The 25,715-nt window shown below is 58.0% G+C and carries 27 protein-coding genes; 12 read left to right on the top strand and 15 right to left on the bottom strand.

All coding sequences use genetic code 11. The features are described from left to right. Positions 1 to 66: 66 nt before the first annotated feature. The 3 genes from HKX44_RS06160 to HKX44_RS06150 all read right to left on the bottom strand — a co-directional run bounded on the left by HKX44_RS06160 (position 67) and on the right by HKX44_RS06150 (position 3,794). Positions 67 to 987: a glycosyltransferase family 2 protein gene (locus HKX44_RS06160; protein ID WP_276150396.1), complete on the bottom strand. Its 921-nt coding sequence runs from the start codon at positions 985 to 987 to the stop codon at positions 67 to 69. Continuing rightward, positions 984 to 2,591: a peptide chain release factor 3 gene (locus HKX44_RS06155; protein WP_276150395.1), complete on the bottom strand. Its 1,608-nt coding sequence runs from the start codon at positions 2,589 to 2,591 to the stop codon at positions 984 to 986. Before HKX44_RS06155 ends, HKX44_RS06160 begins: the two co-directional genes overlap by 4 nt. A gap of 189 nt (positions 2,592 to 2,780) precedes the next feature. Beyond that, entirely contained in the window at positions 2,781 to 3,794 is a 1,014-nt protein-coding gene (locus HKX44_RS06150) for a Hint domain-containing protein (protein WP_276150394.1), read from the bottom strand. Between the two features lie 237 nt (positions 3,795 to 4,031). On the opposite strand from HKX44_RS06150, the gene HKX44_RS06145 reads away from it, so the two are divergent. The 6 genes from HKX44_RS06145 (at position 4,032) to HKX44_RS06120 (ending at position 9,272) form a co-directional block, all read left to right on the top strand. Continuing rightward, positions 4,032 to 4,811 carry an SDR family oxidoreductase gene (locus HKX44_RS06145; protein WP_276150393.1) on the top strand — a complete coding sequence of 260 codons (780 nt, stop codon included), beginning with the start codon at positions 4,032 to 4,034 and terminating at the stop codon, positions 4,809 to 4,811. A 5-nt stretch (positions 4,812 to 4,816) separates the two neighbouring features. Further along, positions 4,817 to 5,938, top strand: coding sequence for a hypothetical protein (locus tag HKX44_RS06140; RefSeq protein ID WP_276150392.1), 1,122 nt, complete (start codon positions 4,817 to 4,819; stop codon positions 5,936 to 5,938). Positions 5,939 to 6,036: 98 nt separating this feature from the next. Continuing rightward, positions 6,037 to 7,395: a sodium:proline symporter gene (locus HKX44_RS06135; RefSeq protein WP_276150391.1), complete on the top strand. Its 1,359-nt coding sequence runs from the start codon at positions 6,037 to 6,039 to the stop codon at positions 7,393 to 7,395. Between the two features lie 34 nt (positions 7,396 to 7,429). Next, on the top strand, positions 7,430 to 8,539 hold the full coding sequence (locus tag HKX44_RS06130; RefSeq protein WP_276150390.1) for an ABC transporter ATP-binding protein: 1,110 nt from the start codon (positions 7,430 to 7,432) through the stop codon (positions 8,537 to 8,539). 9 nt (positions 8,540 to 8,548) lie between these two features. Then, positions 8,549 to 8,911: a Lin0512 family protein gene (locus tag HKX44_RS06125; RefSeq protein ID WP_276150389.1), complete on the top strand. Its 363-nt coding sequence runs from the start codon at positions 8,549 to 8,551 to the stop codon at positions 8,909 to 8,911. Beyond that, the gene (locus HKX44_RS06120; RefSeq protein ID WP_276150388.1) at positions 8,904 to 9,272 is read left to right on the top strand and encodes a Lin0512 family protein; all 369 of its coding nucleotides are present in this window, start codon (positions 8,904 to 8,906) and stop codon (positions 9,270 to 9,272) included. The genes HKX44_RS06125 and HKX44_RS06120 overlap by 8 nt, the downstream gene beginning before the upstream one ends. Here the strand turns inward: HKX44_RS06120 and HKX44_RS06115 are convergent. Together HKX44_RS06115 and HKX44_RS06110 are read right to left on the bottom strand one after the other, a co-directional pair. Continuing rightward, complete coding sequence (locus HKX44_RS06115; protein ID WP_276150387.1) at positions 9,269 to 9,934, bottom strand: YafY family protein; 666 nt, start codon at positions 9,932 to 9,934, stop codon at positions 9,269 to 9,271. The two genes, HKX44_RS06120 and HKX44_RS06115, sit on opposite strands and share 4 nt — an antisense overlap. A gap of 1 nt (position 9,935) precedes the next feature. Continuing rightward, positions 9,936 to 10,259 carry a hypothetical protein gene (locus tag HKX44_RS06110; RefSeq protein WP_276150386.1) on the bottom strand — a complete coding sequence of 108 codons (324 nt, stop codon included), beginning with the start codon at positions 10,257 to 10,259 and terminating at the stop codon, positions 9,936 to 9,938. Positions 10,260 to 10,482: 223 nt separating this feature from the next. On the opposite strand from HKX44_RS06110, the gene tatA reads away from it, so the two are divergent. From tatA to HKX44_RS06090, 4 genes are read left to right on the top strand one after another with little or no spacing between them, the layout of a single operon-like run. Further along, positions 10,483 to 10,704: a twin-arginine translocase TatA/TatE family subunit gene (tatA, locus tag HKX44_RS06105; protein WP_276150385.1), complete on the top strand. Its 222-nt coding sequence runs from the start codon at positions 10,483 to 10,485 to the stop codon at positions 10,702 to 10,704. 3 nt (positions 10,705 to 10,707) lie between these two features. Next, positions 10,708 to 11,166: a Sec-independent protein translocase protein TatB gene (tatB, locus tag HKX44_RS06100; protein ID WP_276150384.1), complete on the top strand. Its 459-nt coding sequence runs from the start codon at positions 10,708 to 10,710 to the stop codon at positions 11,164 to 11,166. A gap of 3 nt (positions 11,167 to 11,169) precedes the next feature. Beyond that, on the top strand, positions 11,170 to 12,048 hold the full coding sequence (gene tatC / locus HKX44_RS06095) for a twin-arginine translocase subunit TatC (RefSeq protein ID WP_276150383.1): 879 nt from the start codon (positions 11,170 to 11,172) through the stop codon (positions 12,046 to 12,048). Between the two features lie 25 nt (positions 12,049 to 12,073). Continuing rightward, a complete protein-coding gene (locus tag HKX44_RS06090) occupies positions 12,074 to 12,916 on the top strand; it encodes an ATP-binding protein (RefSeq protein ID WP_276150382.1) in 843 nt (280 codons plus the stop codon). Positions 12,917 to 13,012: 96 nt separating this feature from the next. Here HKX44_RS06090 and HKX44_RS06085 read toward each other — a convergent pair whose 3' ends face one another. From HKX44_RS06085 to radA, 9 genes are all read right to left on the bottom strand, one after another. Beyond that, entirely contained in the window at positions 13,013 to 13,951 is a 939-nt protein-coding gene (locus HKX44_RS06085; protein WP_276150381.1) for a Hint domain-containing protein, read from the bottom strand. 397 nt (positions 13,952 to 14,348) lie between these two features. Next, positions 14,349 to 15,575 carry a peptidoglycan DD-metalloendopeptidase family protein gene (locus tag HKX44_RS06080; protein ID WP_276150380.1) on the bottom strand — a complete coding sequence of 409 codons (1,227 nt, stop codon included), beginning with the start codon at positions 15,573 to 15,575 and terminating at the stop codon, positions 14,349 to 14,351. 62 nt (positions 15,576 to 15,637) lie between these two features. Continuing rightward, positions 15,638 to 16,300, bottom strand: coding sequence for a protein-L-isoaspartate(D-aspartate) O-methyltransferase (locus HKX44_RS06075; RefSeq protein WP_276150379.1), 663 nt, complete (start codon positions 16,298 to 16,300; stop codon positions 15,638 to 15,640). Continuing rightward, positions 16,297 to 17,082: a 5'/3'-nucleotidase SurE gene (surE, locus tag HKX44_RS06070; RefSeq protein WP_276150822.1), complete on the bottom strand. Its 786-nt coding sequence runs from the start codon at positions 17,080 to 17,082 to the stop codon at positions 16,297 to 16,299. The genes HKX44_RS06075 and surE overlap by 4 nt, the downstream gene beginning before the upstream one ends. A gap of 173 nt (positions 17,083 to 17,255) precedes the next feature. After that, entirely contained in the window at positions 17,256 to 17,891 is a 636-nt protein-coding gene (locus tag HKX44_RS06065; RefSeq protein ID WP_276150378.1) for an SDR family NAD(P)-dependent oxidoreductase, read from the bottom strand. 42 nt (positions 17,892 to 17,933) lie between these two features. Further along, complete coding sequence (gene purF, locus HKX44_RS06060; protein ID WP_276150821.1) at positions 17,934 to 19,418, bottom strand: amidophosphoribosyltransferase; 1,485 nt, start codon at positions 19,416 to 19,418, stop codon at positions 17,934 to 17,936. A gap of 160 nt (positions 19,419 to 19,578) precedes the next feature. Continuing rightward, the gene (locus HKX44_RS06055) at positions 19,579 to 20,697 is read right to left on the bottom strand and encodes a PAS domain-containing sensor histidine kinase (RefSeq protein ID WP_276150377.1); all 1,119 of its coding nucleotides are present in this window, start codon (positions 20,695 to 20,697) and stop codon (positions 19,579 to 19,581) included. A gap of 108 nt (positions 20,698 to 20,805) precedes the next feature. Then, a complete protein-coding gene (locus HKX44_RS06050; RefSeq protein WP_276150376.1) occupies positions 20,806 to 21,360 on the bottom strand; it encodes a CvpA family protein in 555 nt (184 codons plus the stop codon). Between the two features lie 30 nt (positions 21,361 to 21,390). Next, complete coding sequence (radA, locus tag HKX44_RS06045; protein WP_276150375.1) at positions 21,391 to 22,758, bottom strand: DNA repair protein RadA; 1,368 nt, start codon at positions 22,756 to 22,758, stop codon at positions 21,391 to 21,393. Positions 22,759 to 22,990: 232 nt separating this feature from the next. On the opposite strand from radA, the gene HKX44_RS06040 reads away from it, so the two are divergent. Both HKX44_RS06040 and HKX44_RS06035 read left to right on the top strand, forming a co-directional pair. Then, positions 22,991 to 23,254: a hypothetical protein gene (locus HKX44_RS06040; RefSeq protein ID WP_276153196.1), complete on the top strand. Its 264-nt coding sequence runs from the start codon at positions 22,991 to 22,993 to the stop codon at positions 23,252 to 23,254. A 64-nt stretch (positions 23,255 to 23,318) separates the two neighbouring features. Then, positions 23,319 to 24,707: a PepSY domain-containing protein gene (locus HKX44_RS06035; protein WP_276150373.1), complete on the top strand. Its 1,389-nt coding sequence runs from the start codon at positions 23,319 to 23,321 to the stop codon at positions 24,705 to 24,707. A 131-nt stretch (positions 24,708 to 24,838) separates the two neighbouring features. Here HKX44_RS06035 and HKX44_RS06030 read toward each other — a convergent pair whose 3' ends face one another. Further along, complete coding sequence (locus HKX44_RS06030) at positions 24,839 to 25,621, bottom strand: DNA repair protein (RefSeq protein WP_276150372.1); 783 nt, start codon at positions 25,619 to 25,621, stop codon at positions 24,839 to 24,841. Positions 25,622 to 25,715: the final 94 nt, after the last annotated feature.

Raw genomic sequence — 25,715 nt, 5'->3', positions numbered from 1 at the left:
GCGCACCGATAACAACTTGCACCGCGCACGTCAAATAGATCGCTTATTTGGGCCTGTCTTTGGCGTTCAGCGCGGAAAATGCTTGGGAATTGTGGTATTTAGGTCAAGGTTTGCCCGTTTCAGCAGCCCCTGTGCGGACAGCCGCTGCCGTAGGGCGGGGGTATCGCGGCACACCTCGTCAAAGAAGGCCTCCAGCGCGGTCTTGCCGCCCTCTGCTTCGATCATTTGAAACAGTTCATGCATCGACAACCCACCTTTATCGCGGGGGCGGTTGGGGGCCAGTTCAGCGCGGTAAGACCCTTTTTCCAGCCGGTGGCGATAGGATGAATACCAATCGTCCCAATCACTTGCGTGGCAATGGGCAAGGTCAATGTCAGGCGTTGTTTCTGGCCCCTGAAGCATCTCGTCGTGCTGGAATGCGTTGTGGATTTGCACCCGCACACCACTCAACCCGCTGCGCACAAAGCACTTTCCTGCCAGATGGCTGAGGAATCCGCCCTTCAGATAGGGGCCATAGGTCGGATAAAGCCCGGCCACGATTTTCTGGCGGTCGGGCCCGTTGGGGACAAAGGCCTTAAAACTGGTCCCATCGCCCGCCAGTTGTTCCATCGGGCGGATGCGGGCGATCTTCTGCTCTGGGGGGAGGGCGGCAAGAACTGCGGCGACCGGCTGTTGCGCAACAAGGAATTCATCCACATCCATGTGAATCAGCCAATCCACCTCGGCGCGCCGACCATAGGCATGGGTGGCATTGCGGGTTTGGCGCACCTGATGTTTCTTTGGCGGTTTGCCGTTCCACCATGCCTCATTACAAAGCGTCGGGCGTATCTTGGGGTGCGCCTTGAGCGCATCAAAGGCGGCCTGATTGTCGTCATCCAGATAGATGTACAGCCTATGCGCGCCCGCCTCGAGGTGGTAGGCGGCAAAGGCCAGAATGTCGCGAACCGGCGCGAGGATCGTGGCGCTGATCCCCCAGGTCGCTGTCACACCATCATTTCCTTGGTCGATGTCAGTCGTACATCGGGATAATCACGCTCGACCCGGTCGATGTCCCATTGCAGCCGCGTCAGGTAAACAATGTCACCATCATGGTCATGGGCGATATGTTGCGGGTTGGCCTGGGTAAACTTGTCCACCGCCAGTTTTTCCCCATTCACCCACCGCGCAGAGGTGAACTGCGACTGTTCAAACCGGACCGGCAGGCCATATTCCAGCTCGATCCGGCTGGCCAGAACTTCGAACTGCAACTGGCCCACCACGCCCACGACAAAGCCGGAGCCGATGGAGGGTTTAAATACTTTTGCGGCCCCTTCTTCGGCAAATTGCATCAGGGCTTTTTCCAGATGCTTTGACTTCAACGGATCGCCCGCACGCACGCCTTGGAGGAGTTCGGGCGCGAAGGACGGGATACCTGTAACGCGCAAAGCTTCCCCTTCGGTTAACGTGTCACCGATCCGCAATTGCCCGTGGTTGGGAATGCCGATGATATCGCCGGCCCAGGCCTCTTCTGCGAGCTCCCGATCGGAGGCAAGAAACATCACCGGATTGGTGATCGCCATCGGTTTCTTGGTGCGCACATGGGTCATCTTCATGCCGCGCAAAAAGTGCCCCGAGGCGAGGCGCACAAAGGCGACGCGGTCGCGGTGCTTTGGGTCCATATTGGCCTGAACCTTGAAAACAAAGCCGGACACTTTGGTCTCTTCGGGCAGAATCTGACGGGGCTCTGCTTTTTGGATCTGTGGTTCGGGGCCAAATTTGGCGATGCCTTCCATCAACTCCTTGACGCCGAAGGAATTGATTGCGGAGCCAAACCAGATCGGGGTCAGTGACCCTTCCGCCATCAACTCAGCGTCGAGTGGCGGCATCAACTCGCGTACCATCTCAAGGTCTTCACGCAGCTTTTCAAGCAGATCGGCAGGCACATGTTCGGCCAGTTTTGGGTCATCCAAGCCGTTGATTTCAATAGATTCAGAAACTTTATTCCGGTCGGCGCGGTCCATCACTTCAAGTCGGTCGCGCAAAATATCGTAACAGCCGATGAAATCACGGCCAACCCCGATTGGCCAACTGGCTGGGGTCACGTCAATCGCAAGGTTTTGCTGAATTTCGTCGATGATCTCAAACACATCGCGGCTTTCGCGGTCCATCTTGTTACAGAAGGTCAGGATTGGCAGGTCACGCATCCGGCAGACTTCAAACAGCTTTTGCGTTTGGCTTTCCACGCCCTTGGCCCCGTCGATCACCATCACGGCAGCATCCACAGCCGTCAGTGTGCGATAGGTATCTTCTGAGAAATCCGAGTGGCCGGGTGTGTCAACAAGGTTAAAACGGAACTCTTTGAAGTCAAACGACATGGCCGAGGCTGAAACAGAGATGCCGCGGTCTTTTTCCATCGCCATAAAGTCAGAGCGGGTGCGGCGGGCTTCGCCTTTGGCACGCACCTGACCGGCCATCTGGATCGCGCCACCAAACAGAAGGAATTTCTCTGTCAGCGTGGTTTTGCCAGCATCCGGGTGGCTGATGATGGCAAAGGTTCGGCGGCGGGCTATTTCAACCGGTAGATCGGGGCGGTTATTCTGTGTGTCCAACATCTTGCGTGCCGTTCCTCATGTGTTTCTCACCGATAGGTCGGGGAAAGGTAAATGTCGGGTTGTTTGTCACCCTGCGTTCATCGGGCGTACACATACCCTAGATACCAGTGGAAACAAGGGTTGTGGTGTTTTTCGACGGGGCACAGGGCCACGCGCTGCCAATCAACGACAAGGCAGTGTCGGTCAGTTTTAGCGCCCTGAGGCTTTGCGCAGCAGCTCTGCAATGTCGTGGCGGTCCAACAGGGACTCACTGACGTCCAGTCCGGCATGGGGCAGGTCGGAGTGGCCGGGGATCACATCGCCCATGGCCGCAGATAGAGCTTTGGGCAGGACCGGTTTGGTACGCATGTCGATCAGCATGGTTTCCGCTGCGATGCCCTCGGCATAGACGATCTGGTGACTGTCAAACAGCAGTTGGAAGTAGTCGACAAATCCGCCATCCATCACGGTCACTGAAGTGCCATTTACTAGATGGCGGGCTTTGACCAGAATTTCGGCACGTCCCGCCCCCAGTTCGTCGCTGCGTTGATAAATAAACAGCCGATGATCGGGGCTGACGATCAGGTCGTGATCGTTGTTAAGAGTGCCGGCGAGAATCTTGACTGGCGCGAATTCCCCCAGCGCGCGCACGGTGGTCTGGCCGATCCAACGCAGCGGTTGCACGCCGTCATCGCGGGTCAGGATAGAATCCCCGACGGCAAGGTCTTCGATCAGCCGCTGCTCACCGGTCGCCAGCGTGATGTGGGTGCCCCAGGTAAAGGACACACAACCGACCTGCGCGAATTTTTGCTGCGCGGTGGTGGTGTCAATGCCGACCAGACGGTATTCGACACCGCTGTGCAGGGCGGTCAAGGGAAGCAGATAAACGGCGGCGGCATCACCCTTTGCGTCGACCTCGACCAACAGCAACGCCTCGTGAATGCCGCCGTCGCCGGCCATAAAACTAAGCGCGCTGTCAAGTACAAGCGTCGAGCGCGGCGTGCCAACACCAGAGTCTGACGCGATGCGGAAATGGCTGTCGGGACCGTCAAGCACACCAAGGCGCTGGGTCGTGATGCCGTAGGGCAGTTCATAGATGTCATCCAGCACCAGCTCGCGGGCAAAGGACACCGGATCGCCCGTGTTTGCACCATCCGTGGCGACAAAGCCTTGTGCAGGGTAGACCGCCAATACTTGTGCGGGGGCGGGGCGTGAACGTGCCATTCTGGTCCTCTGTGCTTTGGGGCTGGCGGCAGCCTATCGCAATTCGGGTAAAAATTGTAAGATTGATCGCCACTTCTCGCTCTGATTGAGGAAATGGGAGGTGCGTGATGTCTAGGGTTAAACTCAGGGAGGTTTAGGCCAGGATTGTGTCGGGGCTGGGTCAAGGCTGCGGTGTTTTGCTGGCGGTTGACGGTTGGCGTGATAGGTCTGGGGAAACAGAAACAGGGGAATCGCGCCATGGATTTGGGAATCAAAGGGAAAACAGCACTGGTTTGTGCGTCATCCAAAGGGTTGGGGCTGGGCTGTGCCGAAGCATTGGCGGAGGCGGGTGTCGATCTGGTGATGAATGCCCGCGGCAGTGACGCGCTTGAGGCTGCAGCCGAACGGTTGCGCAGCAGCTATGGCGTTTCAGTCACCACTGTGGCCGCAGATGTCGCCACCGCCGAAGGGCAGGCGGCTGTGATCGCGGCGGCAGGTGACGTGGATATTCTGGTCAACAACGCGGGCGGCCCACCTCCCGGTATGTGGTCCGACTGGGACCGCGAGGATTTCATCAAGGCGCTGGATGCCAATATGCTGGCCCCGATTTCCCTGATCAAAGCACTGGTGCCCGGCATGATGGAGCGTGGCTGGGGCCGGGTGGTCAACATTACCTCGCAATCCGTGCGCGCGCCGATTGGTGTTCTGGGCCTTAGCAATTCGGCCCGCACCGGTCTGACCGGCTATGTCGCAGGCACATCACGGCAAGTGGCGGGATCAGGCGTGACAATCAACAACCTGTTGCCCGGCATCCACGCCACAGATCGCGCTGATGCGCTGGACGGGGCGGTGGTGAAATCGCGTAACATTTCGCTTGAGGATGCGCGCAGTGAAAGGGCCGCAACCATTCCAGCCGGTCGTTATGGCACCCGTCAGGAATTCGGCGCAGCTTGTGCGTTTTTGTGTTCCACCCATGCCGGGTTCATCGTGGGCCAGAATTTGCTGCTGGATGGTGGCGCAACCAACCTGACGATGTAATTGATATGGCTGAAAAATTCTCGCTCAAGGATCACCTGTTCAATCCGCAGACTATTGCGCAGCTGGCGGCGGAGTTTGCCGCCGGCGTGCCTTCTTTTGATGCTTCCGGTTTTCAGGCCAAGGCCCTGTCAGGTTTTGCCGAGCGCGAATTGATGGAGCGGCTGGAATGGATGGCCGATTGCGCAGAGGCGCAGTTGGCGGCGGATTTCCCGACCATGGCAAGCCAGTTGGAAGCAGCACTGCCTGCGCCGCTTGATCCATCCTTGCGCGACGATGATTTCGGCCATTTCATCCACGCCGTGCCCGGTATTCTGGCCGTGCGCCATGGGCTTGAAAACCACCGCGAACGGGCGCTTGACCTGCTTTATGAGGCGACAAAGCGTTTTTCGATGGAGTTTTATATCCGGCCCTTCCTGAACCGCTGGCCGGACGAAACGCTGGCCCGTCTGGCGCTTTGGGCGCAGGACGATAACTACCATGTGCGCCGGTTGGTTAGCGAGGGCACGCGCCCGCGTCTGCCATGGGCCAAGTCGGTCACGCTGGAAACTGCGCAGCGGGTGCCGTTCCTGACACAGCTCCATGCGGACAAGACCCGTTATGTCACGCGGTCGGTGGCGAACCATCTGAACGATATTGCAAAGCAAGAGCCAGATCTGGTGATCGGGTTGTTGCAGGACTGGCAGCGCGCGGGGCGTCAGGATGCCAAGGAACTGGCGTGGATGACGCGCCATGCCCTGCGGGTCTTGGTAAAACAGGGGCATTCCGGCGCTTTGGAGTTGCTAGGCTATCGCGGTGATGTGCCTGTACAGGCCAAGCTGACCTTGGGGGCAGAGAGCTATGCCATCGGGGACCGGCTGGCGATAGCCTGTGAATTGTCGGCGGATCAGACCCTGCCGGTGATGGTAGATTACCGCATCATCTTTGCCCGTGCAGGCGGCAAGACGGCGGAGAAAGTGTTCAAACTCAAGGTGTCAGAGATCAAGCAAGGCAAAACGCTCAGCCTGTCGAAAAACCATTTCCTCAAAGGGGACGCGACAACTTTCACCCTGTATCCCGGGCAGCATGAGGTGGTTGTGCAGGTCAATGGCCAGGATCTGGCCCGTGCCGGTTTCCAGCTGACCGCATAGGCCGATCACATTTGCGGGACAAAAGGGGATCACCGGTGGTCGTTTGTGGCATTGGCAGCTAATCCTGCGCTAATCACCACCAGTTAAAGGGCCGCCCGATGCAAACCACTGTTCTGATTTCACTGTTAGCGGCCATTCTGGTTGCCAGTCTTCTGGCTGCGCCTAAACGCGCGTCAATCGACGGGTTTTTTGGCGGGCTTAGTGCTGAAGGGCGGGCACCAGGGCTTTGGGTGTTGGTTCTATCACAGGTCACCACGTGGATTTTTGCACGTTCCCTGATGAACGCTGCCATTCTGGGATATTACTACGGAATCGCAGGGACACTGGCCTATGCGGCCTATTACGGGTCCTTCCTGACCGGCGGTTTCATCGTGGCGCGGCTTCGGGCGAAAGGGGCGCGGTCGATGCAAGATTGGCTTGGTGCCCATTTTGGTGCGGCAGGGAACCTCTGTTACAATCTGGTGATTGCGCTGCGGCTTTTGTCCGAAGTGTTTGCCAATCTACTGGTTGTTGGGTTGATCTTTAACGCAGTACTCGCCGGCAGTGGTGCCACGGCCATCATGATCGTTGCTGTTTTGGGGCTGGCCTATTCCGCTTGGGGCGGGCTGTCGGCGGCCTTGCGCACGGATGTTGTGCAGATGTCGGTGTTTCTGGCGGTTTTTGGTGTGGCCTTTATTGCGTTGATCGCCAGCCCCGGATTTGATTTGGGCGCGGTGGTGACGGCACCGGGGGCATCGGGGGCCTATAACGGATGGGTGTTGCTGGCGGTGGCTGCGTTGCAGGTGTTCTCTTATCCCGCCCATGATCCGGTGATGATGGACCGTGGATTTATCGCCGATGAGGCGACCACCAAGGCCTCGTTTCTACATGCGTTCTGGATTTCCACGCTGTGTATCATCGGCTTTGGCTTCTTTGGTATCCAGGCCAGCCTGACCGGGGCGGCCTACGAGGGACAGTTGATCGGCACATGGGCCGTGATGTTCCCGCCTTGGGTCTTTGTTGCCCTGATGATTTCCCTGTTGGTGTCCGCCCTGAGCACACTGGATTCGGCCTTGGCTTCTGCTGCACGTTTGGTGGTCGAAGAGCTGCGCCTTGCGCCGCGCACGCTGGCGGGCGGGCGTCTTGTGATGCTGGGTTTTATGGTGGCGGGCACGGGATTGACGCTTTGGGGCAATGCCTCGCTGTTTGATGCGGTCGCGGTCAGTGGTACTGCGTCGATGTTCCTGACGCCGGTCTTGGTTGTCGGGCTGGTGATGGGCCGCGACGTGGCGCTATGGGGATACCTTGTTGCCTTTGGTGCGGCGGTAGTAGGCGCTATTGCCTATTTCGGGCGCAGCTGGGCGATGGTGGCCGCTGTCCTGCCCGAGGGGCACAAATACGAACAGCTGTTGGTGATTTGTCTGGCTGTTCTGCTGGTCGGCTTTGCCGGAGTGCTTGCGGCGGTGCGGCGGGGCTGATAGCAGTTTTTCCGAGTAATTCCATCGGATATCTATGACCCTTGTTGCCTCTACGCCGGACCAACCGGTAGTTCCGCGCCTTGAAATCAAGGACCTGCGTCGTTCCTTTGCGGACCGTCCGGTTGTTGATGGTGTGTCACTGCAAATTATGCCGGGTCAGGTAACCTGCCTGCTGGGGCCTTCGGGGTGCGGTAAATCCACGACCTTGCGGATGATTGCCGGTGTCGAAATGCAGGACAGTGGGACAATCCATGTGGATGGCAAGCTGATCTGTGACACGGTGTTTCGCATCCCGCCCGAGCGGCGCGAAATTGGCTTGATGTTTCAGGACTTTGCCCTGTTTCCGCATCTGTCGGTGGCGGATAATGTGGCCTTTGGCCTGAAGGGATCAAAGGCAGAGAAACGCGTCCGGGTAGAAGAACTGCTGGCGCGGGTTGATCTGTTGCGCTTTATCGACGGCTATCCGCACCAGTTGTCAGGGGGCGAACAACAACGCGTTGCGCTGGCACGGGCATTGGCCCCCAAGCCACGTATCATGTTGATGGATGAACCGTTTTCGGGGTTGGACAACCGCCTGCGCGACGGCATCCGCGACGAAACCCTTAGTATCCTCAAAGAAGAAGATACCGCCGTTCTGCTGGTCACCCATGAACCGGACGAGGCCATGCGAATGGCGGATGAAATCGCATTGATGCGCGACGGCAAGATTGTGCAGCAGGGTGCCCCTTACAATGTTTACACTCGGCCTTTGGACCGCGCGGCGGTTGCGTTTTTCTCGGATGCAAATGTGATCGAGGCGACCGTCGAGGGAGCGCTTGCGCAAACAGCCTTCGGGCGGTTTCTGGCCCCCGGTGTGGCGGATGGTACGCGGGTGCAGATCGTGTTTCGCCCGCAACATGTGCGGATCGATTTTGACCGTGCGGGCAAGGGGCCAAACCCCACAGCAAAAGAGGGGATGCCGGCACGGGCTGTGGTCTCGCGGGCGCGGTTTATGGGGTCGGAAAGTCTGGTTGAATTTGTATTGGACCATGACGGATCTACCCTGCGGGCGACGGTGCCGAATGTATTTTTGCCGCAACCCGGTGCGGTGATGTGGCTGACGATCCCGCGCGACCGGTGTTTTGTATTTCCGTTTGATGAATAGGATTTTGTGATGGCTGACACGTTGCTTGTTGAGTTTGGAATGGGATCGTCGCTGCGGCGGGGGGACTATACCCAAGCGGCAGAGCGGGCGGTGCGCGATGCGCTGTGGCACAACTCGATCAATCTGGCGGAACTCTTTGGATTTGACAAAACCGCGATGCAGATCACGCTGGACGTTGGCGTACAGCAGCCGGACCGCGTGGATGTCGAGGTGCTGAAAGCGGTGTTTCCCTATGGCAATGTGACGGTGAATGTATCGCAAGGCGGTCTGGATGTGCCGCGACCTGTGGGGCAAGAGGGGGGCGGGCATCCCACCGTGATGGCCAATGTCGCGCTGTCCGTTGGGTTTGATATGGAGCGGGCAGATGGGTGATCTGACAACGATGCACCGCGTCATCATAGAGATGGGCATGGGCAATGACCTGCACGGGATGGATTACACCAAAGCAGCGAGCCGCGCGATTGAAGACGCGCTGCGTCACTCATCTTTGCCGCTTTTCGCGGTAACGGACTTGTCGCATGAAGAGATGCGGGTGCAGGTGACAATCGGTGTTCAAGAGCCGGACAAGCTGGACTTGGTGGCGCTGACGGCAAAGCTGCCACGCGGCAAGGCCGAGGTACGCGCGGTTCATGGCGGGTTGAACGTGCCAGCAGGGGGCGAAACGATCGTGGTTGCACAGGCGAGCGTAGAGGCGTTTTTGCCACCGCAATCCGGCTGGAAGCTGAAACCCTAAGGCACGTAATCCGCCAGCGTCTTGCCCGGCTCATCGACAAACAGGTCGGGCAGGGCCTCGGCGCTTTCGATCAGATCAAGGCGGAAGACGCGAAAACCCTCGCGCAATTCACACCACGAGGTCAGGGTCCAGACGCGGCCCCAATACTCCATATGCAGTGGCCGGATCACACGGCTGGTCACAGCATTTTCGCGCGAGGTGTAGGTCAGGCGCACTTTTTGGCGGGCTTTGACCGCAGAGCGCAGCAGCGGCATATGCGTGAGGTTGCGCGTCGGATCGGCAAAGGGGTAAACCGCGAATTTCCACGCTTCTGCTTCGGCAATGGTCTGGGCGGGCAGTACGGCGTCGATCTTGTCTGCCAGTGTTTCCGACGCGGTTTTTAATGCATCATCAGCGGCTTGGCCGACAATTGCCAGCCCAAGGTTCAGCGCCTCAAGCTCGGAGGCGGTCAAGGTCAGGGGCGGCAAGCTGATCGCTTGGGTAATCATATAGCCCACTCCGCGCTCGCCCTCGATGGGCACCCCCGATGCGCTGAGCGTGTCCATATCGCGGTAGATGGTGCGTGTGGATACCTCTAGCCGTTCGGCAATGTCCTGCGCGCGGTAAAGTTTACCGTCGCGCAGGATCTGGATGATGTCAAAAAGACGATCAGTGCGGCGCATGTTACTCCTGTTGGTATTTGATCAACCCGTGACGCATCGAGACATGCGCGGGGTCAATCATCTGCAGCATCGGGGCGGCAATGGGATCGGCCATCATCGCCTCAGCGGTGGATTTGGCCGCCGCCATTGTGGTCCATGTGATGTGATCGTTCCATGTGCCCGCGTCATCGCAAGACAGGGTGCGACCAAGGACGGTGCCGCTGGCCTTGAGTATCGGTTCAATCGCACGGGCCGCGCTGACAAAATCCGCAGGCTCGGTACCTTCGATCAGGCGAAATGTCACGATTTCGGCGACAGTTGCAGTTTGGACTTGGGTCTGGGACATGAGAAACTCCTTTGGTCATGTGTGAGACCCATCTAGGGGATGCCAACTGACATAAACCTGTCAGTTGGGTGCGGCAAGGGGTGATTATTTTTGCGCCGGTGCCCGAAACGCACGGGCGAAACGGCTTTGCCACTTTGCCTTGCGCACGCAGCTACCTAAAACAGAAATTGAAATAACAGATCGGGCGTGGCGTCGATATGCCTGTCCCAAAAGGAGAAATGACATGTTGAATAATATTGGTTTGCCGGGCCTTTTGCTGATTGCGGTTGTGGTTCTGGTGCTGTTCGGGCGCGGCAAGATTTCCAGCCTGATGGGTGAAGTCGGCAAGGGCATCACCAGCTTTAAGAAGGGCATCAACGAAGGCGAAAAAGAACTGGCGGATGAGTCCAACACCGTTGAGACCGAGGTTGTCGCCGAAAACGATACGACCAAAGACAAGGTTTAATCCATGTTCGATCTGGGCTGGACCGAACTGCTGGTCATCGGGATCGTGGCGCTGATTGTTGTCGGCCCCAAGGACCTGCCGATCCTGTTTCGTAAGGTCGGACAGTTTGTCGGCAAAGCCAAAGGCATGGCACGCGAGTTCTCTTCTGCGATGAATGATGCGGCGGACGATAGCGGTATGCGCGAAATGTCCACGTCGATCAATAAATCGCTCAAGGCGGCGACCAATCCGGTGGGCACGGCGATGGATGGGGTGAAATCTGCGGCCAAGTCGCTGACCGATCTGGACCCGGAAAGCGAAACCGGCAAATTGTCGGCGGAACGTGCGGCAAACGCTAAGAAAATTCAGGCGGCAGGGGCACGTGCAGCGGCAGAACGCAAGCAGCGGGAAGCGGCGGAAGCGATGGCCAAAGCTGAAGAGCTTGAGGCGGCAGCAAAACCCCCGGCAGCGGAAAAAGAGTAACACATGAGCGCGACAGACGATATTGACGACAGCGCAGCGCCGCTGATCGAACATCTGGCAGAGCTGCGCACGCGGCTGATCCATTCCGTGATTGCCTTTATCATCGGGATGGTGATCTGCTTTACGGTTTGGAACCCGATTTTCAACTTTTTGACCAGTCCTCTCTGTTCGGCCATGGCAGAGCGTGGGCAGGAAGATTGCGGGCTGATCCTGATCAAGCTGCAAGAGGGCTTCTTTGTTGCCATCTCGATCTCGCTTCTGGGCGGGTTGGTCCTGGGCTTTCCCTATATCAGCTACCAGATGTGGCGGTTTGTGGCGCCGGGGCTGTATAAGAACGAAAAGGGCGCGTTCCTACCGTTTCTAGTCGCTTCGCCCATCATGTTCTTCATCGGCGCGTCGTTTGCGTTCTACGTGGTCACCCCGCTAGCGTTTGATTTCTTTCTGGGGTTCCAGCAGGGATCACTAACCGGTGACGACTCGGAAGCGGTGGCGAACGGTGTGGCCGGCATCGCCTTTCAGGGATCAGCGCAGGAATACCTGAGCCTGACAATAAAATTCATCGTGGCCTTTGGTCTGTGTTTCCAATTGCCTGTGCTGTTGACGCTGATGGGCAAGGCCGGGTTGGTCAGCGCTGAGGGGCTGGGCAATGTGCGCAAATATGCGGTTGTTGCGATTCTGGTGCTGGCGGCGTTGGTCACGCCACCGGATGTGATTACCCAAGTGATCCTGTTTGTGGTGGTTTACGGACTTTATGAGCTGTCTATCCAATTGGTGAAACGGGTTGAAAGGCAGCGCGAAGCCAAGCTGCGGGCCGAAGGTTTCTATGACGAAGATGAAGACCTGCTGGCCGAGTTTGACGACGACGAAGATGACTTGAAGTGAAGGGGCCGTATCTATGCCAAACGCGATGATCGATGACCCCATGGACCGGATCGCCGCCGCACTTGAGCGGATGGCACCGGCACCGCTTGCGGCCCCCGACTTTGACGCGGCGACGGCCTTTGTCTGGCAGACTGAACCCGACCGTCTGGAACCGGTGGGCAAAGTCAGCCGGGTGGATCTGTCCTTGCTGCTGGGGGTGGATCGGTCGCGCGATACCTTGTTGCAGAATACGCGCCAGTTTGCTGCTGGATTGCCGGCAAACAACGCCTTGCTCTGGGGCGCGCGAGGCATGGGAAAATCAAGCCTTGTCAAAGCGATACACGCTGATGTTGTCGCAACACATGAGGCATTGCGGATCGTTGAGTTACAACGTGAAGACCTGCCATCGGTGGGCCGTTTACTGAACCTTCTGCGCGGCGCGTCGCAGCGATTCATCCTGTTCTGTGATGATCTGAGCTTTGGCAATGACGATGCGCATTACAAATCGCTCAAGGCGGTGCTGGATGGCGGGATCGAAGGGCGGCCAGACAACGTTGTGCTTTATGCCACGTCAAACCGCCGCCACCTGATGCCGCGTGACATGATCGAAAATGAACGCGGATCAGCGATTAATCCAGCTGAGGCGGTCGAGGAAAAAGTGTCCCTGTCGGATCGGTTCGGTCTGTGGTTGGGGTTCCATCCGTGTGATCAGGACCAATACCTTGCCATGATCCGTGGCTATTGTGACGCCCATGGTGTGCCGATTGACGACGAGACCCTGCGCGCGGAAGCCATCGAATGGCAGGCGACACGCGGGTCGCGCTCTGGCCGCGTTGCTTGGCAGTATTTTGTGGATTTGGCAGGCCGCAAAGGTGTGCCCCTCCGCTAGAGCGTTTCGAGTAAAACGGCCCCTTCGTGCGCTGCCTCCCGCCATGTTTGAATTCGAAAAGGGCGGCGTGATGTCTCGATTTAATCTCGAAAAACTCTAGGCATAGGTCGGAAGACAGGCGGCTTCATAAGATTTTGCAACAACAAATGCCTGCGGGCCAAAGCTGTCTGTATCCATACAGAGTGCGGGAAACCGCCGGAAAATTTCGTTTTTTGAGGCCAGCGAGAGGGCCTGCATCGCGGCGGGACCGGGATAGAAACTTTCGCTCAACATGCCGCTGGTTTGCAAGACAAAATGGCCGTCCAAAAGCAGATGGCAATAGGTGAACTCCGGCTGTGGCATCCGGTAGATTGTATCACCGTTTAGCAGGTCTTTGGCCCGAATAAAGGCTGCATCGGTTCCCAACAGTAATTCCGCCCGCCAGTCTTCGACAAGGATTGCGTGGTTCGGAGAGACTGCGATGTCACGATCGTTGTTAAATGTACCTTTGCTGATGATGATCGGGGCAAGGTCACCATCGGCTTTCACGGTGCTTTTTCCAATCCATTCGATGGCCTGTACGCCACCGTTGTCGGTGTTGACCAGATCACCCTCGGACAGATCTTCAATCCGACGCGGGCCTTGGGGGGTATCAATTAGGGTATCAGCTCCAAAGCAGGTGATATCCTCGTAATCCCAACCGGTGCCGCTATCCACCCAACCACCGGCGTTGCCCAACAGGGTATCCCCTGTTTCAAAGGAGGACCCCGGCGTAGGGAGCCAGTACCATTGGCCGGCTACCTGAAAAAAGGCAACAGGTTCGACAACGTCCTCTACGCCATCGTTATCCGTATCCATCCGCACATTGAGGATGGAACCGCCGTTTACGACTGCGTTGGTGTGATTGCCATCTGATGTGGTGACAAGTTGGTTGGAATCGCCCGAGCCAAACCAATCCATCTGCGCATCATCATCGGTGATGGTAATTGTCAGTTCAGGGGTGGAGGGGATGTTATATCCGGTCCAGCGATAGCCGATGCCATTATAGGTTGGCATGGGTTATCTCCCAATCCGATGTGCACCCGATTCCGGGACACAGGCATTTTTCGCAGCTTGCACATTGCTTGCGGGGGGTGAAAACACGGGGCGAACGGGGCCATCTGCGCCGCATTCCATCTCTTTGAAATTGTAGTCGTCAAACATTGTTCAATCCAATCGCATTTGATGCGTTGAATTGTTTCTATTTCAGCAACGGGGCGTGATGAGGGCAGAACCGCACAGTTTGAGGCAAACTTGGGGCAATTTAGGGGTAAATTGGCGTGAAGCCGGCCCATTGGGCCAGCTTGTAGCGTTTCGCGTAAAACTTGAATCCCCTGCTCGCGGCCTCTCTTTCTGACTGAACGCGAATAGGGGCGTGGTATCTCAGGTTGAGCGTGAAAAGCTTTGGTCTGGATCAGTTCAGGAAGGGCGCAGGGTCCACACTGTCAAAGCCTTTGCGCACCTCGAAATGCACATAGGCATCATCACCGTTGCGCAGCTTTGCAATCTGTTGGCCACGGCCCACGCTGTCCCCTTTGGAAACCGTCACATCGGTCACATTGGCATAGACGGTTAACAGGTTTCCGGTATGGCGCACGACGACAATCGGAACCCCTTCGGCGCTTTTGGTTATCGCCGCCACTGTGCCGCTGTCAGCGGCTTTTACGGGCGAGCCGTCAGCCGCTTTGATGTTGATGCCTTCGTTGCGGCCCTTGGCATAGCCGCGAATGATGCTGCCGGTGACCGGGGTGGTCATCTTGGTTGCCTTGGCCGGTTTGGTTGTCTTGCCGACATCTGCCACGGGTTTGGAGGGAGCCTTGGTCGCTGCCGGTGCCGGTTTCGCGGCTTCATCCTGCGGCAGGGGTTTGGTCGCCGAGGGCGGTGTTGGAGTGGGGGTGCCGATGCCCGGTGCTGTGGTTGTCGCCGCAGCGCTCTCGGCTGGTGTTGCTTTGCGGGCCGGTGGGTTCTGCTTGGCCACAGGGATCAACAGATACTGGCCCGCGCGCACGGCGAAATCCGCCCCCAGACCGTTCCATTCTGACAGGGCTTTGACCGGCACATTATAGAGGCGTGCAACCGTATAGGCGGTTTCCCCACGCTCTACCTTGTGGCGCACCGGTTCCTGTCCTGTCTGCACAGGCGCGGGGGACGGTACGGGGGGCAGAGCGGCGGTTTGCACACCGGGTGTTGCGGGCGCGCGGTCGATGGCACCGCCTGCAAGAGAGCTAATGTCCACAGGCTGGATCGGACCACTTGCAGCGGCACCGGTGGCGGGGGATGGTTCTGCCACGCGACCGGGCAGGGCGATGATTTCGTCTTTGCGCAGGGCGTCGTCGACATTGATACCGTTAAAGCGCGCCAATGCCTCGGGGTCTACGTTTACCCGGTTTGCCACGTCTGCCAGGGTGTCACCGCGACGGGCCACGGCGACCTGGTAGTTGGGGTATGAGATCACCCCACGGTCATCGGGCCGGGGGCGGTTGGCCAGCGGGCCAGTTGCGGCACTTGCGGTTGAAAAGCCGCCGCCGATGCCGCGCAGATCAAAGTCGAGCGGTTGATCACCGCAGGCCGTCAGAAGGGTGGCGCTGGCGGTGGCCAGCAGGCTCAACCGAACCTTACGGCGCATATGGGAAGGGCGCATCTGCTTGTCCTCTTTACACTCGGGTCCCCCGTGTGTCCGGAGGTTCTGGTTCTTTTAACTTATTATCCGTCTTTGCCCAAGCCCTCTAGCAGAGGAACAAAACGGACAGAACGCATTTCGTCATATTCAAGCCCGCTTGCGGTTTTTCGCACACGGATCAGGTGCTGTACCGCATCCGACTGTCCCACGGGCAACACCATGATGCCGCCCTCCTTGAGCTGTGCCAGCAGCGGGCCGGGGGGATCTTCGGCGGCGGCGGTCACGATGATCCGGTCAAACGGTGCCTGTTCGGCCAATCCGAAACTGCCGTCTGCGGTGATGGCGGTGATATTGACCAGATCAAGATCCTGAAAAATTCCGCGCGCCTCATGGACCAGACGGCGGTGGCGGTCGATGGTATAGACCCGTCGCGCCAGTTTGCTGAGGATGGCGGCCTGATAGCCGGATCCCGTGCCAACCTCCAACACCTTGTCACGGGGGCTAACCTCAAGGGCCTGTGTCATGAGGCCGACAACGGACGGTTGGCTGATCGTCTGGCCGCAGGCGATGGGCAGCGGCATGTCCTCATAGGCGCGCCCGGAAAACAGGCCCTTGATAAAGGGGCCGCGGTCAACATTTTCCATCGCTTCAAGGACGCGGCTGTCGGTCACGCCTTTTGAACGCAGCGCATAGAGAAACTGCATTTTGCGCTCAGCGGTCGAGTGGTCTGCGTCGTCGTCTGTCATGAGTTGATGCCAGCAAGGCCCTCCATCATGTCATGTGCGGTCAAATCAGCGCGCATCGGCGTGACGGAGATATATCCCTCAAGGTTGTAGGCCGCATCAGACCCTTGGGCGGTCTTGACTTGTTGATCCCCGCCTTTGATCCATGAAAACCGCCGCCCCGAAGGTGCGGTATGGGGTTCGGTGCCAAAGACCACACCGGGCCTGCGCCCTTGGGTGGCAAGCCGCGTCCCTTTCACGTTGCCCGCCGCGACGGGAGGAAAATTCACGTTGTAAAACAGCGGGTAATCGGCATCCTCGTCCGGTGTGTTGCGCAGGATGCGGCGCAATACGGCTGCACCGTGTTTTAAGGCGGCCTCAAAAGGGTCATCCAGTTCGCGGTTGGCCGGGCCAAAGTATTGAGACAAGGCAATCGCCGGCAAGCCCTGAAGCGCAGCTTCCATCGCACCACCAATGGTGCCGGAATAGAGCGTGTTTTCGGCAGAGTTGTTGCCACGGTTGACACCGGACAGCACCAGATCGGGCGGGCAGTCTTTCATCACGTCATGCACCGCGACCAGCACACAATCCGCAGGAGAGCCTTCGGCGGCATAGCGGCGCTCCCCCAACTGGGACATCATCGTGGGATGGACATAGTTGATGCAATGACCAACGCCGGATTGTTCAAAGGCGGGCGCCACGGTCCAGACTTCGCCCTCCGGTCCGGCCAGATCGGTTGCGATGGCATGTAGGGTTTCAAGCCCCGGTGCCGTGATCCCGTCGTCATTGGTGATGAGAATGCGCATGTCCAAGCCCTTTTCCATAGCGTTCTGCATTTTCCAGAAAAGCCCATGTCGCGCCGAATGCTCAATCCCGTGGAATGGGGGAACGTGCGGGCAACGGGATCAAAATCGAAACGCTTTGGTCTTGAATAGGTGAGGGGGCAGTGCGCGGCAAGCGCCGGCTTGGCGACAACAGACTAAAGTTGCGCCAAAACCGCAGCGGCTTGCGTGTGGATATCGCTCAGGCCGTCGCGGGATTCACCGGGAAAGAATCTTGCGCGGGTTGCTGTTGGCATCGGCGCGGGGGTCAGGATGCTGACCTTAGGACCGATGTTCGCCGTTTCGGCAGCCCATGCGCGCGCCAATGCGATTTGCGCCGCCTTTGTCGCGCCGTAGGCTCCGAAAAATTTCTGGTCCAAACGGGGATCGTCGAAAAACACCGCCTGACCGGACTGGCCCAGCAAAGGCGCGACATAGGTGATCAGGGTTGAGGTTGCGGTGACATTGCCGGCGACAGATTTCGCCATGTCCTTGGCATCGATGTGATCCGCGGGCGCAAGGGGCGCGGCATGGATCGCGCAGTGCAGCCACATATCAAGGCTGCCCCAACGGTCATGAATGCCGCGACACAGCACTGCCATGGCGTCAGCACTTGTCACATCCATCGGTGCCAGGGTCGCGGCACCGCCTTTGGCCTGAATGCGATCATCCAGTTCCTCAAGCGCACCGGTGGTGCGTCCCACAGCGATGATGTGATGGGTTGTAGCCAGCGCTTCGGCAAGGGCGGCACCCAACCCGCGGGACGCGCCGGTGATCAATGCTGTTTTGGTCATGGTTATCTGCTTGTTTTCTGGTGGTTTGAGAAGGCGGGCAGGTTACTCTGCCGCCGGTTTCATCTGGAATCCCTTATCTACCTGGTCGGCGGGAGAAACCGGATAATCACCCGAGAAACAGGCGTCACAATACTGCGGGCACTTTGCATTGCGCCCGCCGGCTTCGCCAACCGCGCGGTAGAGCCCGTCAAGCGAGATAAACTTGAGACTGTCGACATTCAGATGGTCGCGCATTTCCTCTTCGGTCATGGTCGCGGCCAGCAATTTGTCGCGCTGCGGTGTATCCACGCCATAAAAACAAGGCCATGCGGTGGGTGGCGAGGCAATGCGGAAATGCACCTCCTTGGCACCGGCATCGAGGATCATTTCTTTTATCTTGCGGCTGGTGGTGCCGCGTACAACGCTGTCGTCAACCAGAATGACCCGCTTATCCTTGATCAGGGCGCGGTTCACATTGAGTTTCAGACGCACACCCATGTTACGAATCTGCTCTGTCGGTTCGATAAAGGTGCGGCCCATATACTGATTGCGGATGATGCCCATGGCATAGGGAATACCGGATTCAAGGCTGAAGCCAATCGCCGCCGGCGTGCCGGAATCGGGCACGGGACAGACTAGATCGGCCTCGACGGGGCTTTCCTTGGCCAGTTCACGGCCGATCGCCTCGCGGGTTTCGTAAACAGAACGCCCTCCGAGGATGCTGTCAGGCCGGCTGAAATAGACATGTTCAAAGATGCAGAAGCGCGATTCCTGACGGCGGAACGGGAACTGAGATTCGATGCCCTTGGGCGTGATCACAATCATCTCGCCGGGTTCAATTTCGCGGACGAATTCGGCACCGATGATATCCAGCGCGCAGGTTTCCGAGCTGAGCGCCCAGCCGTCTCCGACCTTGCCAAGCACCAGCGGACGCACGCCCAGTGGATCACGCACACCGATCAGTTTTGTGCGCGTCATCGCCACAACAGAGAATGCCCCCTCAACACGGCGCAGCGCATCTTCCATTCGTTCAGGGATCGTGCGTTGCAAGGAACGGGCCATCAGGTGGATGATACATTCACTGTCCGAGGAGGACTGAAAAATACTGCCCCGTTCGATCAGTTCGCGGCGCAGGGCATTGGCATTGGTGATGTTGCCGTTATGTGCAATGGCCGCACCGCCCATGGCGAATTCACCGAAAAACGGCTGTACGTCGCGGATCGCGGTTGGCCCCTTCGAGCCTGAGGTGGAGTAGCGCACATGGCCGATTGCCAATTCTCCTGGCAAGGTCTCCATCACTTTTTGCGATGTAAAATTGTCGCGCACATAGCCAAAGCGGCGGGCGGATTGAAAACCGGCTTCTGGGTCGTGGCTGACGATACCGCCGGCCTCCTGACCGCGATGCTGCAAGGCATGGAGGCCGAGGGCGACGAAATTCGAGGCATCGGCCACGCCGATCACACCAAAAACGCCGCATTCTTCTTTCAGTTTATCATCGTCGCCTGCGTCACGCAGATAGGACGTATCAAAGGGATGGGCGGGGGGCATGATTTTCGGGGAAATCTTGGGCACGGGTGGGCTGCTCCGAATCCAGTTGGGGACGGACACTATGTAGGAGGATTAATCCCCGGTGTCACCCCGCAGCGCAGCATATGTAAAATTTGTGTAAATCCGGTCAGCTTGTGCCAAAGGGTGCAAAAATGCGGGATCAGGCGCAGCGGGGGCGGTTGGTTCGCCCCCGTTGGTCTGCGCTGGGGGCGTCGCCCGATTTCGGCGACTGGCCGACGCAGAAGCCAGGTACGGAAAAACGAGCCTCTGCGCCGGATTGATCGGGTCGGTTTTGCGCGGCCAGGGTGCCGCCGCGGGCCGAAATCAGCCGTTTGACCGCAAACAGGCCATAGCCGCTTTCGGCACGGAACTGGCTGTGGTTCATGACTTTCAAGGCGTCGTGCGAAAACCCTTTGCCGTTGTCGGTCAGGGTCACTTCCAGCATCCCGGTCCGTCCCTGGCGTATGTCGATCCTGATCTTCATCCGGTCACGTTGCCCGTGCTTCAGGGCATTTTCGATCATGTTGTGCAGCGCGATCTGCATCACGGTACGGTCAGTGCTTATCGTGGCAACAGATGTCGTAACGTCATGGATGTGAGTCGGGTCGAGTGTTTCGAGAATAGTCTGACATAATGCGGGGAAACTGAAGACAGTTTCCGGATTACCTTCGGAGGCAACCTCGACGTGTTGCAATACCTCTGACACCAGATCCATCGTCTTTGTTGCGATGCGGTTGAGCGCATCCAGCAGTTCAGTCGTACTGGTGCTTTTTTCGTCGGGTTCTTCGCGCAACAAAGCAGTGATGGCTGAAATCTGGCGCATGGGTGCGCGCAGATCATGGGCCGCGAGGGCGATAAACTGCTCCATCTCAGCCGCAAGGGTTTTGAACTGTACTTCCGCGTCCTGTGCATTCTGCTCTGTGGTCAGATCCGTCGAATATCCTACCAACCGGGTTACCTTCCCATCTCTGTCCATATCTGGGCATAGGGTTGTGCGAAAGCTGCGCGTGATACCCGCGACAGGCAGGTCAAGTTGGTAAGTTGATACCTTACCGCTATCGCGCGCACTGCAATGGCAGGCATAGGCCCTGCGCCCGTAGGCCTGAGGATAAACGTCTAGCGCGGTGCGGCCCAGATAATCCGACAGGGGGCGAGCCGATTTGCGAAGCGCAAAGTCGTTGACCGCTGCGTAAACTGGCTCGCCGGCGTCATCAATGTGCAGGACAAAAACAGGCGCCGATACCAAGTTGAAATCACGATATGAGTGCTGAGAAGTCACCAAGTGCCCCTTTTCCGGTGACCTGACAGCTACTACAACATCGTTAACGAGGGATTACTCACCCCGAAAAAATAGCGGTTTCGGAACGCTTTCGCTGCGCCTGTCGGCTTATTCGCCGCAGGTCCCGACGAGCGCTTCATAGCGCGTGGTGATCCAGCCAAGGGCCGCTTCGGGGTTTTGTTCTTCGATCTGGCCGGTAAAGCGCGAGAACACCACCGCAGAGCGGCTTTCGTCTACGATTGTAAACTGCTGGCCGGTGATCACGGTTTTGTAGACAAAAAATGCAATCGCCACCAACAGGATCCCGCGGGCCACACCGAAAATAAACCCAAGTCCTTGATCAAGCCCGCCCAAAACAGAACGTTGCACAAGAGATGAAAACAGCGGAGTGAACAGTGACACCACGATCAGGGCAATGGAAAACACCACTGCGAATGCACCAATGATCGACAATTCACAGCTGTCCGCCAAAAATTCGCCCACCACCGGAAGTTCGCTGACCATGGGTTCGACCCGCGGTGCGAATAAAAATGCAAGAATGGCGGCAGCAATCCAGCCGACAATCGCCATGGCTTCGCGCACAAGACCGCGACCATAGGCCAGCAAGGCTGAAAGGATGATGACCAGCGCCACCACGCCGTCAATAATCGTAAAACCTTCCATTGTCGTCCTGCCCCTTACCCGATAGGCGCGTTATCCCGCGCCAAAAATTTCACCAACAAAGCCGGTCAGATCGCTCATTGTATTCAGCGATATGCCACTCGCCGCTGCGGTTTTGCCACCGGCAGGAGCGATAGCGCTGGTAAAACCAAGTTTTTGCGCTTCTTTCAACCTGTTTTCGGTCTGGCTGGCCGGTCTAAGCGCACCGGATAGGCTGATTTCGCCAAAAACCACGGTTTCGGCGGGCAATGCCGTGTCTTCCCGCGCGCTTAACAAGGCGGCAGCGACAGCCAGATCGGCGGCGGGTTCGGATATTTTCATGCCACCGGCAACGTTTAGATAGACGTCCAGACCGGCAAAAGGAATGCCACATCGCGCTTCAAGCACAGCGAGGATCATGGCAAGGCGACCAGAATCCCAACCGACAACGGTGCGACGCGCCTGTGAGTGGGGTGAGGGGGCGACAAGGGCCTGTAGCTCGACCAGCACAGGGCGGGTGCCCTCGATTCCGGCAAATACAACCGATCCGGCGGCGGGTTGGCCGCGCTCTGAGAGGAACAAGGCAGAAGGGTTGGTCACCTCAGCCAGCCCCTTGCCGGTCATTTCAAATACACCGATTTCATCCGCAGGACCAAAGCGGTTTTTGACGCTGCGCAGGATACGGAACTGGTGGCCGCGTTCGCCTTCAAAATAGAGGACCGTGTCGACCATATGTTCGACAACCCGCGGCCCGGCAATCGCGCCTTCCTTGGTGACATGGCCGACAAGGATCACTGAGGTGCCGGTGCGTTTTGCAAATGCGGTCAGCTCATGACTGGCTGCGCGTACCTGGGACACCGAACCGGGGGCGCTTTCGACGTTGTCGGCCCACATGGTTTGAATCGAATCGATGATGGCAAGCTGTGGGCGTTCCTTGTCCAGCGTGGTCAGGATATCGCGCAGGTTGGTTTCCGCCGCCAGCTGCACCGGCGCATCTGAAAGGCCAAGGCGTTGCGCGCGCATTCGGACCTGCGCCGAGGCCTCTTCGCCAGAGACATAAATTGTTTGCAAACCGGCCTTTGCAAAATGCGCAGCGGCTTGCAGCAATAGGGTGGATTTCCCGATGCCGGGGTCGCCGCCGACCAGAATGGCAGAGCCGGCCACCAACCCGCCGCCCAACACGCGGTCAAGTTCGCCGATGCGTGAAAAACTGCGCGGTGGCGGGGCTTCTTCGGTGGAAAGATCGGTCAGCTGGACAGAAGAGCCGCGCCGCGCGCCCAGGGATTTGCTGGGCGGACCGGCAGAAATGCCTTTGTCTTCCTGAATGGTATTCCAATCGCCGCAACCGTCACAGCGGCCCGACCATTTGGTGAAACTGGCACCACATGCGGTGCAGGAGAATGTCTTGACGGGTTTTGCCATGGCAAGGGTTGTGGCGCAGAGGGGGCGGGGCGTCAAAGGGAAAAGTGGTACTGCGGTGCTGTGCCAAAAAGACGAGCTTTTTCGGTTCCCCTTCTGGTGCGTTCGCGCAAAACCTTCTAAGAGCCTTAGCATGTTAAACGCGCTGCCTTTCCTTTGCAGATACCTTACACCTCTCGCATTAATCTTTGCGATGGCTGCATCCGGCTTTGCCCATTCTGGTCCAAAGAGAGCGATGTCACCCGAGCTTGCGATTTATGTTGCAGCAGGTGGTTCGCTTGCCGATATCTGTGGCGGTTCCGACGAAAAGGGCAGCGCATCCGGCCAAAAATGTGAAGCCTGCCGCTTGATTGGTGCGGTGCTTGTACCACGCAACTGTCATGGGGTTCCGCTTTTGATTTCTGATCAGACGCGGGTTCTGACCTTTGTCGCCAAGCGGCTTCACCATACGCGACCGCTTGATCCAACACGTCTGACGCGCGCGCCCCCCACAGCCTGAATTCGACAACCTGAATTCTAATTTCACCCGCGATTTTGCGGTCAAAAAGGCTTGGAGCCAACACATGACATCGACTGAAACCAACGCGCAGCCCGAGGGCGGTGCGAACAAACTCTATTTTGCAGCTTGGCGCTGGCATTTTTATGCCGGACTTTTCGTCATTCCGTTTTTGACGGTTCTTGCAATTACTGGCATGGCCATGCTGTGGATTGCATGGGTCGACGGGCGTGACGGGGAGCGCACCGAAGTTGTGCCGCAGGCCATTGTGCAGCCCGTATCAGCGCAAGCTGACGCTGCCGTGTCTGCCATCCCGAACGGTGTATTAAAACAATATGTCGCCCCTAGAACCGAGAATCTGGCGGCGCTGTTTCGCGTTGACGCGGAGGGGAATGCCACAATGGTGGCTGTCGATCCTTATACCGCGCAAGTGATCGAGACATTTCCGCGCCGCAGCGGGTGGTATGATTTCGTAGATAACATTCACAGTGACCTGATGCTGGGCGTTACCGGTGACAGGATGCTTGAAACAGCGGCTTCTCTTTCGTTGGTTCTCATCGCAACCGGGCTTTATATGTGGTGGCCACGCGCGGCGGGCTGGCGACATGCGTTGATCCCCAGCTTTGGCCGCGGGCGTGCTTTGTGGAAATCCCTGCATGGGGTCGTCGGCATTTGGCTTTCCTTCTTTTTGGTCTTCTTCTTGATTTCCGGGCTGGCTTGGGCCGGTATCTGGGGGGGCAAGGTGGTGCAGGCCTGGAGCCAGTTTCCTGCGGATAAATGGGATAATGTCCCCTTGTCGGACGAGACCCACGCCAGCATGAACCACGACCGCCGCGAAGTGCCTTGGGCGCTGGAGCAAACGCCAATGCCTGCATCCGGCAGTGATGTTGGGACCGCTGGTGTGCAAACGGGTGCCGTCACTCTTGATACAGTCGATGCTCTTGCGCGGGAAATCGGGTTCGACGCCCGCTATCAACTCAACGTGCCGCAAAACGAAACCGGTGTGTGGACGATGAGCCGCGACTCGATGAGCACGGATAGCACTGATCCAATGTCCGACCGGACTGTCCATGTTGATCAGTACACCGGCAAGGTTCTGGCGGATGTGCGCTATGAAGACTATTCGCTGGCGGGCAAGGCCATGGCCGTGGGTATTGCCCTGCACATGGGAACGCTGGGCTTCCTCAGCGTGCTTGCCAACACGGTTGTCTGTTTGTCGGTCTTGTTCCTGTGCGTCAGTTCAATCGTCCTGTGGTGGAAGCGACGTCCGACCAAGGCGGGGCGCCTTGCCGCGCCACCGATGCCGAAAGAGCTGCCTCTGTGGCAAGGTGCGGTGCTGGTCGGTCTGGGTGTTTCAATGGCCTTTCCGATGGCCGGTCTGGCTCTGCTTGCCGTGCTTGTATTGGACACGTTGATCTTGTCCCGTTTGCCAAAGCTGCGTCGCAGCCTGACCTGAACAAAGCCCGGCACCGCGCGTCCCTGTGCGGTGCCGGGTTCCCGTCCAGCTTGTTTTAACGCCGAATTTTGCCAAGACCCAAATGCGACGGCCAAGGGTTTTCGATGATAAACCGCTGCCCGTCCGCTTGGCTATTCGGCGGCCTTGGGCTGTAGATCAACGATGGTATTGTCCAATGCAGCCTGATCCGCCTTATGCCGGCTTTCAAGACCCAGCTCCGGCAGGATTTCCTGCATCTCTGCGCGTAGCCGTTCCAATTGCGCCACGGCCACGCTTTCCTCCAGCTCCACCTCATGCAGCCAGTGTTTTAAATCGGTGCTGATGCCCTTGGCTTGCTCCAAGCGGCTGTTGAACAGGGCAATCTCTTGCTGGCGTTCTTTGAGGAAACTGCGGGCACGGGCGATTTTGTCGTCGGAATAAACCTCTGCCAGTTCACGGCTGATATGGCTCATCTGGGCCGCAACCTCCAGCAGGGCCGGCTCCAGCGTGCTAAGGTCTGGGTGGTCACGCAGATAGGCCAGACGTTCGCGCACCGCATCGAATTCCGAACTTAATTGAAAGGTTTCCGCGCGGTCCGCCGCATGAGCGGCACTATAGGCCTGAGCGACGTCTTGCATTCCGATAGAAAAGCGGCGGTGAGAGTTCTCAAGGACCATGATGCGCCGGTTGGAAGGCAAGAAAAAGCACAGGCCAAGGGCCAGAATACTCAGGCCGATCTGCACATACATACCAGCGTTTTCGATTTGTTGGCCCTGATATCCCAAGTTCAGGTCAATCCAGGACCATAATCCAAGTGCCGCCATTGCGCTGGCCCCAATCAAGGCCAGAGCGCTAAAAAGGAAAACGACAAACGCGAGACGTTGCAGCAAAAACTGAACAAAATACGCAAGTGTGCGAAACGTAGACAAAGACATCCCCCCGGAAGCATCTGTCGGCAAGTTTACGCTTGGTCATCATTATTTGCATGAAAAAAGTCGCAAATGCGGCGGTCGTCATGGCAAAATGTCG

This window comes from Sulfitobacter sp. M05, assembly GCF_029285175.1.
GTDB lineage: Bacteria > Pseudomonadota > Alphaproteobacteria > Rhodobacterales > Rhodobacteraceae > Sulfitobacter.
This window is presented reverse-complemented; position numbering and strand designations above follow the sequence as displayed.